The organism is Candidatus Thiosymbion oneisti, from assembly GCF_900092655.1.
GTDB lineage: Bacteria > Pseudomonadota > Gammaproteobacteria > Chromatiales > Chromatiaceae > Thiosymbion > Thiosymbion oneisti.
On the sequence record NZ_FLUY01000851.1, the window covers coordinates 1 to 9,919 of the forward strand.

The 9,919-nt window shown below is 58.3% G+C and carries 10 protein-coding genes; 7 read left to right on the forward strand and 3 right to left on the reverse strand.

What is annotated here, in order from left to right:
- From BQ17_RS09010 to BQ17_RS09020, 3 genes are all read right to left on the reverse strand, one after another.
- On the reverse strand, positions 1-2,274 hold a 2,274-nt coding region (locus BQ17_RS09010), incomplete at its 3' end, for a hypothetical protein (protein WP_089726305.1).
- Between the two features lie 360 nt (positions 2,275-2,634).
- Positions 2,635-3,588 (reverse strand): thiamine pyrophosphate-dependent enzyme, encoded by a 954-nt coding sequence (locus tag BQ17_RS09015; protein WP_089726307.1) that lies wholly within the window; start codon positions 3,586-3,588, stop codon positions 2,635-2,637.
- Positions 3,588-5,558, reverse strand: a complete 1,971-nt coding sequence (locus tag BQ17_RS09020) for a 2-oxoacid:acceptor oxidoreductase subunit alpha (protein WP_089726309.1) — start codon at positions 5,556-5,558, stop codon at positions 3,588-3,590. Before BQ17_RS09020 ends, BQ17_RS09015 begins: the two co-directional genes overlap by 1 nt.
- A gap of 310 nt (positions 5,559-5,868) precedes the next feature.
- Here BQ17_RS09020 and BQ17_RS09025 point away from each other — a divergent pair, with 310 nt between their 5' ends.
- The 7 genes from BQ17_RS09025 to BQ17_RS09050 all read left to right on the forward strand — a co-directional run bounded on the left by BQ17_RS09025 (position 5,869) and on the right by BQ17_RS09050 (position 9,712).
- Entirely contained in the window at positions 5,869-6,561 is a 693-nt protein-coding gene (locus tag BQ17_RS09025; protein ID WP_089726311.1) for a nucleotidyl transferase AbiEii/AbiGii toxin family protein, read from the forward strand.
- Positions 6,562-6,699: 138 nt separating this feature from the next.
- Complete coding sequence (locus BQ17_RS09030; RefSeq protein ID WP_089726313.1) at positions 6,700-6,990, forward strand: hypothetical protein; 291 nt, start codon at positions 6,700-6,702, stop codon at positions 6,988-6,990.
- Between the two features lie 258 nt (positions 6,991-7,248).
- Positions 7,249-7,788, forward strand: coding sequence for a hypothetical protein (locus BQ17_RS20560; protein ID WP_141699190.1), 540 nt, complete (start codon positions 7,249-7,251; stop codon positions 7,786-7,788).
- 91 nt (positions 7,789-7,879) lie between these two features.
- Positions 7,880-8,260 carry a hypothetical protein gene (locus BQ17_RS20565; RefSeq protein ID WP_141699191.1) on the forward strand — a complete coding sequence of 127 codons (381 nt, stop codon included), beginning with the start codon at positions 7,880-7,882 and terminating at the stop codon, positions 8,258-8,260.
- Positions 8,261-8,351: 91 nt separating this feature from the next.
- A complete protein-coding gene (locus BQ17_RS09040; protein WP_089726317.1) occupies positions 8,352-8,606 on the forward strand; it encodes a type II toxin-antitoxin system Phd/YefM family antitoxin in 255 nt (84 codons plus the stop codon).
- Positions 8,603-8,863 (forward strand): Txe/YoeB family addiction module toxin, encoded by a 261-nt coding sequence (locus BQ17_RS09045; RefSeq protein WP_089726320.1) that lies wholly within the window; start codon positions 8,603-8,605, stop codon positions 8,861-8,863. Before BQ17_RS09040 ends, BQ17_RS09045 begins: the two co-directional genes overlap by 4 nt.
- Before the next feature lie 165 nt (positions 8,864-9,028).
- Entirely contained in the window at positions 9,029-9,712 is a 684-nt protein-coding gene (locus BQ17_RS09050; RefSeq protein WP_089726322.1) for a hypothetical protein, read from the forward strand.
- Positions 9,713-9,919 lie beyond the last annotated feature (207 nt).

The following is a 9,919-nucleotide window of genomic DNA, read 5'->3' on the forward strand; positions in this document are numbered from 1 at the left end:
TTCGTCGAAGCTCAGAGCAGGCTCGGGTGTGATTGGCTCTCCGATTTCACCGTCGTCTTCCTCTATGGGCGGGGCTGTCTCTTCTTCCGCGGGCGGAGGGCTTGCCGGTTTCGCTAGGATGGACCCACCACCGGAGGTGCTGGTCAGATCCATCCCGAGCAGGATGTCGGTGAGCCGTTGCATGGCCTCGCCGGCGGCGGCTTGGCGGACCTGTTCCAGCTCGAGGGCATGCTCGGCCTGGAGGCGTTCGCGCTCGGCCGCGGCCTGTTGTTGCTCTTCGGTCTGGGTGCGCGCGATCGCCTGTTCCACATAGGGATTGCGCACGCCGGCCAGCTCTTGCAGGGTGTGCCAGAAGTTGAGCCGGTCCCGACAGGCGAGGATGAGTTCCCTGGAGATGACCAATCGATGCAGCAAGTTGTTGCCGTCCACGGCCCAGACGAAGGGCAACAGGCGGTTGGCCTCTTCCAGGGACAGGGCCAGATAATCGGCCACCGGGACCAGGGCGGACGAGTCGCAGCCCGGCGGGATGATCCGGAGGTGGTCGCGCAGGCGCTCGACGAGGAGGGCGTAGTCGGCGAAGGTGAAGGCCAGCTGGGCCTCGATGCCGTTGCCGTTCTCGTCCCGGTAGCGGAAGGGATGTACCGGCCAGTCGCGGGTCTCCTGGGGATTCTCGCTGAAATCCATGCGGGTGGCCGCGAAGTCTCCGGCCGCCGGATTGATGCGGAAGAAGGGGTGGGCGCGCCCTTCGATGCCGGCCCCGGCCACCAGCCAGGCGTTGAGGCGAACCAGCGGGTCTGGGGACCGGATACCGATGGTGATCAGGTTCAGGCTGGTGTGGGTGGCGTCCAGGGCATCGAGGAAGCAGCGCATCAGGTGGCGGTGACGGGCCGCGGACGACTGGGTCACGACGGCCTGGCGGTGGCTGATCCCCAGGTACCCGAGCTCGGTGCGAAAGGCCTGGAAGGGGTTCTCGTCCGGCAGCGCACCGGGGTTGTTGTGGGCCTGGATGCGGATCATGATCTGCACCGGGCGGCCCGAGCTCAGCAGGCGCGAGAAGGAGTGGAGCCCGGTGCTGGCGACTCGATCCGCGTCGTCCAGGGCAATGATGCTGGGTACGAGCAGGAGCTCTTCCTGGGAGAAGGCCTCCCATTGGAAGTTGTCGAACCAGGGGTCGTGGATCGCCGGGTCGTAGATGCCCTCGATCTCGAGCTGGGCGATGCGCACGGCGGCAAAGGCGCCGGCGAGCTTTTCGGCCTCGCGGTCGAAGAGTTCCGTGGCCTTGGCGCAGGGGTCCGGGTCGGTTAGGTCCTTGGTGTCGTAGCTCTCGGACAGCCAGTGCCCCGCCACACCGCCCAGGTGGACGAACCGAACCCGGATCGGGTCGGGTTGCCAGGCCTCCAGGATCGCGAGGACACGTTCGATCCGCGCGCGCCGTTCCGGCGGCATTTCCTGGGTGCCTTTGGAGTGGTCCATCACCGCCGAGAGGGCGGCGGGGTCGAAGCGCTCGCCCTCGGGTCCGACGCTGTCGCGGGCCTGGCGCGGCTCGATGGCCTCGTCGGACTTACCCCATTCCACGTCGAACAGGGCCCGGAGGCCGCGGATAGATTGGTCGACCTGGGACTGAAACCGGGTCAAGCGTGGGATGACCCGGCTGCGGACGGCGTGGATCAACAGGTGGAGGGCCGGGTAGCGGCCATAGCCCATGATCCGACCTGCGCCGGCCGCGTCCCGCAGCTTATCCAGGTCCTCTTGGAGGCGCTCGCGGTTGGCCTGGTCCAGGTTCAAACGGTGTTGCAGATCCAGCCCTGCCCGCCGCAGAACGGGCGCTGCCGGCGCCGGTCCCTCGCGTTCCCGCAAGGTTTGGCGTAGGTGGTATTCGAGCCAGTGCAGGTGGTCCTTGAGGATACGCGCCTCGTTGTCACCGGGGGCGAATCCCTGCACGGTCCGGGCGAACCATTCCGCCAGGGGTTGCTCCAAGTCGTCCGCATCCTGATGGCCGTCCCCGGCGTCGGGTGGAAACAGAAACAGGGGGTAGTCGTAGCGCAGCTTGGAGGTGTCGCGGAACGGGTCGAGCAGGGCCGGCAGGATATCATCGGGCGCCGCTTCGAGTTGGTCCTTTGCCGTCGGCTCGCCGAGGTGGAAGTGGCGGAGGGTGAACATGAGTTCCCGGGTGGCCTTGGCGTCTTTTACCGCCGTCGGCAGGGCCGGGATGCTCTCCGGTTGCGAGCCGGGGATTTGGGTCTGTTGTCCCCTTGCTGTTTGGTTGGTGGTCATATCGGTTAGGCGATTGGCGGAAAAGACGTTATCCGATTTTTAAAAAACAGAAAATTCGAGTTCGGAATTGGGTAGTGGTAAACCTATAAGTGAAAAAGTAGAGCGATTCATCTTTTTGATCCCCTCTCCCCAACCCCTCTCCCGGCGAGAGAGGGGACATAGTAGCCAGTACCGCTGGTCATGTTATCACTTATACATTAGCCATTACCCGGAATTGTTTCGATCACCCTCTCCCGTGAGTGTTGAGTGGTGAGTGGTAAGCCGAGGTTATTCATCACTCATCACTCATCACTCATCACTCATCACTCATCACTCAGAGACGAAGCCTCGCTAGTTGGTTCGAGGCTGAGCCTCGCCCCGCTAGATCGTAAGCCGGTCCAGGACCCCGTCGAAACGCTCCAGCCGTTCCTGGGGTGTCATGTCGGTTCCTTGGCTGGACAGGTCTTCGTAACAGGGGGCATCCGGGTTGTGATAGATGAGGCCCACGGGGATCAGTGCTGGGTCCGCGGCGAGCCGGAAGGCCTGGGCCAGATCACTGGGGTCGTGCTCCAGCCGTTGGGGAAACTGGCGCTGGGCGCTGGGGTCGATCGGTATGCCTTGCGCGTGCTCGAGCAGCAGGAACCCGGACGGATCCCCCTGCAAGGCCTTCGAGACCTGTTCCGCGTACACGGGGCAGCGTTGGATGATGCGCACGAAGCCGGTCCCGCGGTGGCGGTAGGCGGCCTTGAGGGTCTCGTAGAGCAGGGGCGGGTTCCAGTCCACGACCTGGGCCACGAAGGATACATTGGTAACCCCTAAGGTGACGGTCAAGGGATTGAGCGGGTCGATGATGGCCCCGAAGGGGTGGGTGTTGGTCTTGAAGCCAAGCGGGCTGGTGGGGGAGGTCTGGGCCTTGGTGAGGCCGTAGATGGCGTTGTCGAACACCATCAGGGTCATGTCCATGTTGTAGCGCAGGGCGTGGATCCAGTGGGCGGTGCCGATGGAGAAGCAATCCCCGTCCCCGGTGGCGACCCAGACGTCCAGATCTGGGCGGCGGGCTTTGATACCGCAGGCCAGGGGCAGGGCGCGCCCGTGCAGGCCGTGGAAGCCATAGGTGCCCAGGTAATGGGGCATGCGGCTGGAACAGCCGATACCGGATACGCACACCGACAGCTCGGGCTTCTGCTGCTCGTCGCGCAGCACCCGTTGGGCCGCGGTGAGCACCCCGTGGTCGCCGCAGCCGGGACACCAGCGGGCCTCGCCGCCGGCGTAGTCGCCGATGGTGAAGTAGCGCTCGAAGACTTCGAGGGACCAGTCCGCTTTGAGTCCGAACATCAGTCGGTTCCTCCCTCTTTTTCATCTTTTTCGTCTCTTTCATCCACGTCCCCGGTATCCTGCGGGGCCGCCAGGCGTTGCAGGATCACGTTGTGGATCATCCCCGGTTGCAGGGGGTGGCCGTAGACCACGGACCAGCAGTCGATGTCCAGCAGGGTATGGGCCCGCAGGACCCAGGCGAGCTGGGCGTAGCGCCGGGTCTCGTCGGTGATCAGCGGGGCGTCGGGGGCATCGCTGTAGTTGATCTCCACCGTCATGACCCGACCGAAGCGGGCGAAGATCTCCTTCAGGCCCGGCTCCAGGGGAGAGAGGAAACGCAGGTGCACCGATGAGACCCGGTGTCCCTGGGCCCGCGCCCGGTCCACCGCCTCCTCGATGGCGCCCAGGGTGGAGCCCCAGCCCACCAGCAGCAGGTCGCCTTCCGGGTCGCCGTACACCTGGGGTGGCTTCAGGGTGCTGGCCAGGGCCGCCAGCTTGCGGCTGCGCATGGTGCAGCCCTGCTGGTTGGAATCCGAGTCGTAGGCGACCTTGCTGAAATTGGTGTGGGCCAAGCCGGTGAGGATATATTGGCCGCCGGGCATACCGGGGATAGGACGCGGCGAGAGCCCCGTCTCCGGGTCCCAGTCGTAGGGCGGTACGGATTGGTCCCATTCCGACTGGTCGATGGGCGGCGCCAGCCAGTCGGGGGTGGGTTCCGGGCGGGGATAGGGCTGCACGCCGGTGGCCAGGTTGGCGTCGGTGAGCAGGATCACGGGGGTGCGGAAGGCCTCGGCCAGACGCCGCGCCATGATGACGAAGTGCAGGCATTCCTGGATGGTGGCGGCGGCGATGACGACCTTGGGCGCGTCGCCGGGCTCGCCGTACAGGGAAGCCAGCAGATCCCCCTGCTCGACCTTGGTCGGCAGGCCGGTCGAGGGACCGCCACGCTGCACCACTGCCAACACCAGGGGGATCTCGGCCATGACCGCGAGTGCTACCATCTCGGTCTTGAGCGCCAGGCCGGGGCCGGAGGTGATGGTACAGGCGGTTTTTCCTGCAAAGGAGGACCCGATGGCGAAACCGACGGCAGCGATCTCGTCCTCGGCCTGGTGGACGAAGCCCCCGACCTCGTGGAAGACATCGGCCAGATAGTGCGATGCCGAGGTGGCCGGGGTGATGGGGTACATGGATACCAGCTCCATCCCGGAGGCCATGACCCCCAGCGCCAGGGCCTGATTGCCGTTGGTGACGATGAAGCGCTTGTCCCGGGTCTCCTCCGCCGGGCGGGGCGAGACCTCATAGCGGGCATCCAGGTGCTCGGCGGCGAATGCCAGGCCGGCGTCGAATAGTCGATGATTCAGGGCGATGACATCCGCGTCCTTACGCTTGAAAGTAGTGGCGATCTCGTCCTTGGCCTTTTGGACGTCCCGCGAATAGAGGTGGCAGAGCATGCCCAACACGAACATGTTCTTGCCCCGGCGGGGATTGGGCATGATCTCCAGGCAGGCCTGCTCGATGGGTAGCTCGTGGACGATCAGGCCGTTGTTCCGAAACTCGGTAACCGCCTTGGCGTACTGGTCGCGGATCTCGGGGACCGGGTCGTCGCGCCATTTGTCTTCGAGCAGGACCACGGTACCCCGCTTGTAGGCACCGTTGGCGATGCGCGAGTAGAGCACCTGCTCGTTGAAGGCGACCACCGTGTCGGCCTCGTCCCCCATATTGGTGACATCATGGGAGGCGAGGCGGATCCGGATCCCGCTCGCGCCCGCGGGCGAGCGGGCCGGCGGCTGGATCTCCGCGGGGATGATCTCCACCGTCCAGACGCCGTTGCCCATCCGGGCGCAGATGGTCCCGAAGGTCTGGCCGGCCTTCTGGGCCCCCTCGCCCGAATCGCTGACGATCTCGACGATATGCTCGCCGATCCGTTGTGCGCCGGACGGTGGGTCGGTCTGTTCCTGCGGACTTGGGGGGTTGCTTGCTGCTGTGCTCATAAAAGCTACTCTGTTTCCAGCCGGGCCGCATGCCGCTTCAAGGATCGTTGAGCGAGGTCCCCGGAATCAAGGCGGGTAAGGTACGGAGGAAATCCGATGTTGCCTATGACGCAGATCACCGTCGATCTGATCCTATCATTGGCGTAGACGGCGAACCGCCGGGAAAAGGGGGAAAATCGCACTTTTCGGGGACAAACCCGCCCGCGGCTGGTGCCGGTATCCGAGCTAAGGATATCTGATAAGCTGAAGGCTATATTGTCGCAGGGTTTGGTCGCCGAAGAAAACGCGCTTTTTATATACAAAATGAAAGATGGCGCAAGCGTTTAAACCACGTCTGGATATCCTGCCATCCTCACAGCGCCGATTGTGGGGTGAGCTGAGCGAGGTGCCGGAAGCCTTCACGCTTTACGGTGGGACCGCCGTCGCCTTGCAGCTGGGCCACCGCGCAAGCCTGGATTTCGATTTTTTCTCGACCGCCTCTTTCGCGCCGGATCGTCTTTATGCCTCCTTGCCGTTTCTGGATGGCGCGGAAGTGCTCCAGAGCAAACCCGACACCCTGACCTGTCTTGTGGATCGGGGTGGGCCGGTGCAAGTGTCTTTCTTTGGCCTGCCGAGCCTGGGCCGCGTGTCGGAACCACTGCGCGCCCCTGACAATGGTCTTAAAATCGCCGCCTTGGTCGATCTTGCGGGCATGAAGGCTGCCAGGGTTCCGCACCGGGCCGAAGCCAAGGATTACCTCGATATCGCCGCCATACTCGAAGCAGGTGTTATTGATCTTCCGAGCGCCCTTGCCGCCGCGTCCGTGATTTGCGGGCGGCAGTTCAATGCCCAACTCACGCTAAAGGCGTTATGCTACTTCCACGACGGAGACCTATCCTCTATTCCGCAGGAGACCAAAGACAGGCTGGTGCATGCCGTGGCCGCTGTCGATCTGTCCCGACTGCCACGCCTTGAGCCGGTGCGCCCATGGATGCCTAAGAGACGGTCTAAAAAAGGACCATAGGCCGTAGGCTGGGTTGCGGCCAGGGACGGCCAAAACCCAGCAATAACCGAAGCTGGGGTTCGTTCCTCACCCCAGCCTACCGATTTAAAATCAATGTGTTAGTTTTTAGACAGCCTCTAAAGGGCCGGAAAATGGCCGATGAAGCCCCTGCAACTCACCCAAGCGCTGGAGCGCGTGGCACGGCGCACAGTATGGTTCAAATCACCCGAAGAGGCAGTCCGGGAGCCGGTGCATTTCATCGCTCATGTCCTGACCTACGGCACTCATGAGGATGTGCAGACCTTGCGGCAGCAGGTTTCCGACGAGGAACTGGCCGAGGCGATCCTCGACGCCCCGCCGGGGGTATTCGACGCCCGTTCATGGACCTACTGGAACCTCAAGATCGGGCGGTATCCCGCTCCGCCGCTACCGGAGCGTAAATTTAGGTGAAATGCGAGGAAAACGGGCGGGAAAACGGGCGGGAAAACGGATTTTGTCCTGCACCTGGTCGAGCAGGCGGGGCTTGGTCTACGTTCCAGCGGAGGGGGTATTTCCCATGTCAATACCTGACAGGTTTGTCCTATATACTGGTAATATATACAGGTACTTGCGAACAGGCAAGCAGATTAGACCTCACTTTCGACGTATTTTCTTACGTCGCTTTTGAGGTCTACTTTTAGTTAGCTGCATAAACCAAAATTCAGATCGATGGATAATTTTATAGAGTTAATTAAGATTCTTGTGTGGCCTGTGGTGGTCATATGGATAGTATACTTATTTAAGTCGAATATTGATGGCTTGTTTTCTCGTCTGTCATACTTTAAATATAAGGATGCAGAAGCAAAATTTGAAAATGAACTAAATAATGCTGAAGTACGGGCTGAGAAAATAAAGAGATCGGAATTAAAAGATAGAGCAATAATATCTAAACAGGAGCAGCTTGAAAGAATTGCAGAAATATCCCCAAGGGCAGCAATAATGGAAGCATGGGTAATGATTGAAACTGCTGGTAGAAATGCCGGAATACAAAAACAAATTCAATTTCCAGGCTCATTTCCTCAGCAAATAAGAAAACACCTTGGTAAACAACTATCAGAAGAAAGCATGACATTGATAGATAATCTATTAGCCTTAAGAAACAAGGCAGCTCATTTACCTGAGTTTACACTATCAGCCGGTGAGGCAAAAAGATATTTAGCAATGTCTTCAATTGCGGCTGGTGTACTAGAAAATGCAAAAGGCAGCTAATAGGGCAAATCCAGCCGACCACTACAGTCGCTACCGCTCCTTACGTGTCGGCTGATTTGCGGCGTTAGCGCGATAAAGGAGAACGATTTCCATGAAACAAGCAATAGTTGGAGCAGCGGGAGTTGTAACAGGTGCAATTATCGGAGCTTTAGGAGCAATAATCGCGGCTGACATCCAGTCTACGCCGAAGGAATGTCGCCAAGCTCAGCCGTGGACAGTGACCAAACAAAATGAACCAAATATCTTTTATGACTCTGAAAAAGCCCAGGTCGTTGTTTGCCAAAATGCGGGGAAATACGCTGTGGCTACAACTGTGCTTTACGACAACAAACGGAGTAACCCATTACCATCAAGTTCATCATGTAAAATGGTCGAAGGAAAGAGGGTTGGTATAGAAATCAAAAATATCCGTCCGGAACATGCAAAGCTGGATAATGAAGTAAAAGGTACTTTTACAGTTTGTCCTCTATAGGAATGATATTTACCCGTAAACCAACATTTGGTCAACAGTACGACAACCCACATCCGCAGAAATTAAAACATACCAATCGAGAGGAAATACCATGGATGCAATAACAACTAATCAAGCCAGTCAGATGCTCGATAGCTTGATTGAACGTGTTACAGCTAATGTAGAACCTACAATTTTATGCAATGATATTGGCAACAGGGCCGTACTTATTTCGCTGGATGAATTTAATTCATGGCAGGAAACATTATACTTATTATCAAATCCTGTAAATGCCGAACATTTATACAAATCTATAAGGGAAGCAAAAACAGGGAAAAGTATGGAAAAAGAGTTAATTGAAGAATGAAATTGATTTTCACGGAAGAATCATGGGTAGATTATCTGTGGTTTCAAAACAATGATAGAAAGCTATTAACAAAGGTCAATTACCTAATTAAAGAAATCAAAAGAACTCCATTTGAAGGCACGGGAAAGCCTGAACCGCTGAAGGCGAATTTATCAGAGTATTGGTCAAGAAGGATCAATTCTGAGCATAGGCTCGTATATGGGGTGTCGGAAGACGCCATCACTATTATTTCCTGTAGATTCCACTACTCCAAATGAATATCGGAGAGCTTGGTGCGGAAAGAAAGTGGCATAAGCACCATCATACACGACCTTCGCAATAGCGCTAACAAAAGCCTGCAGCCGACCGCCCAAAGTGCCGCTCGCTTCGCTCGCAGCGCTTTGGGCGGCGGCTGAGGCTAACGTTAGCCTTCGGAAGCGCTGATGAACAGACGCCTAATCGCCGCCCTAATTTTGACTAGCATCTTGTACTTTCCTCTCGGGTGGCTGGCAGTTCAATTGTCTGTCCTTCCTCGGGAGACGTACTTTTCAATCGCCGCGATCGTTGGCGGACTAGCGTCCATTGTCGGATTGGTAGCCTTTATCCGGCCTCCACTCTCACGGGCAGACGTCAAGAACATCGAATGGGAAAGCATCGAAGAGGCAGCCAAGGCCGCAAAGGAAGTCGAGGAGCTTGAGTCGCGAAAGGTCGCAGCTCATTCCGAGCTAGATGAATTGACAAGAACCAAGGAGGAAATGGAAATCCTCGTAAAGAAGGCGAGCCTTGCGCTATTTTTGCGTGAAGAGCAGAAGAGAATTGAAGAAGAGATAGTACCAGTTGTCGCGAAAGACAAGGCTCTCGTCGCCGCTCTCAGACAACATCGAGAATATCGGGCGCGAATTCAGGAACTCGATAAAGAAATCGAAGCACATCCAGATGCTGAATTGCTTTCTGAAATCGTCTTTCGGGCGCGAGTTCGTGAGCGTGAACTTCTGGCAGACATCCTCCGTCAGGTGCGCAAAATCCCTTTTTACGGGCCATTCCTCGAATCATTCTTGCGCGTGACAATCGTCCTATTCGAATCAGTCACGCGAGCCCTTATGGTGATTCTGGAAGGGCGGAAGTAGGCTAACAAGCCGATGGACAGCGACCGGAAAACCCGCTGCGCGGTTTTCCCGGCACGTCATCGGCGGGATACTTCAGGGACAGACCCTGAGATATCCCCACATTATTTCTATCTAAGACAACAAGTTGTAGCGTGTAGTTACTGTCGATCTGGACATGCATAGGGTATTGTGGCCCCTGGAAAGTCACCCAACTCCCCAGGAGCCCCC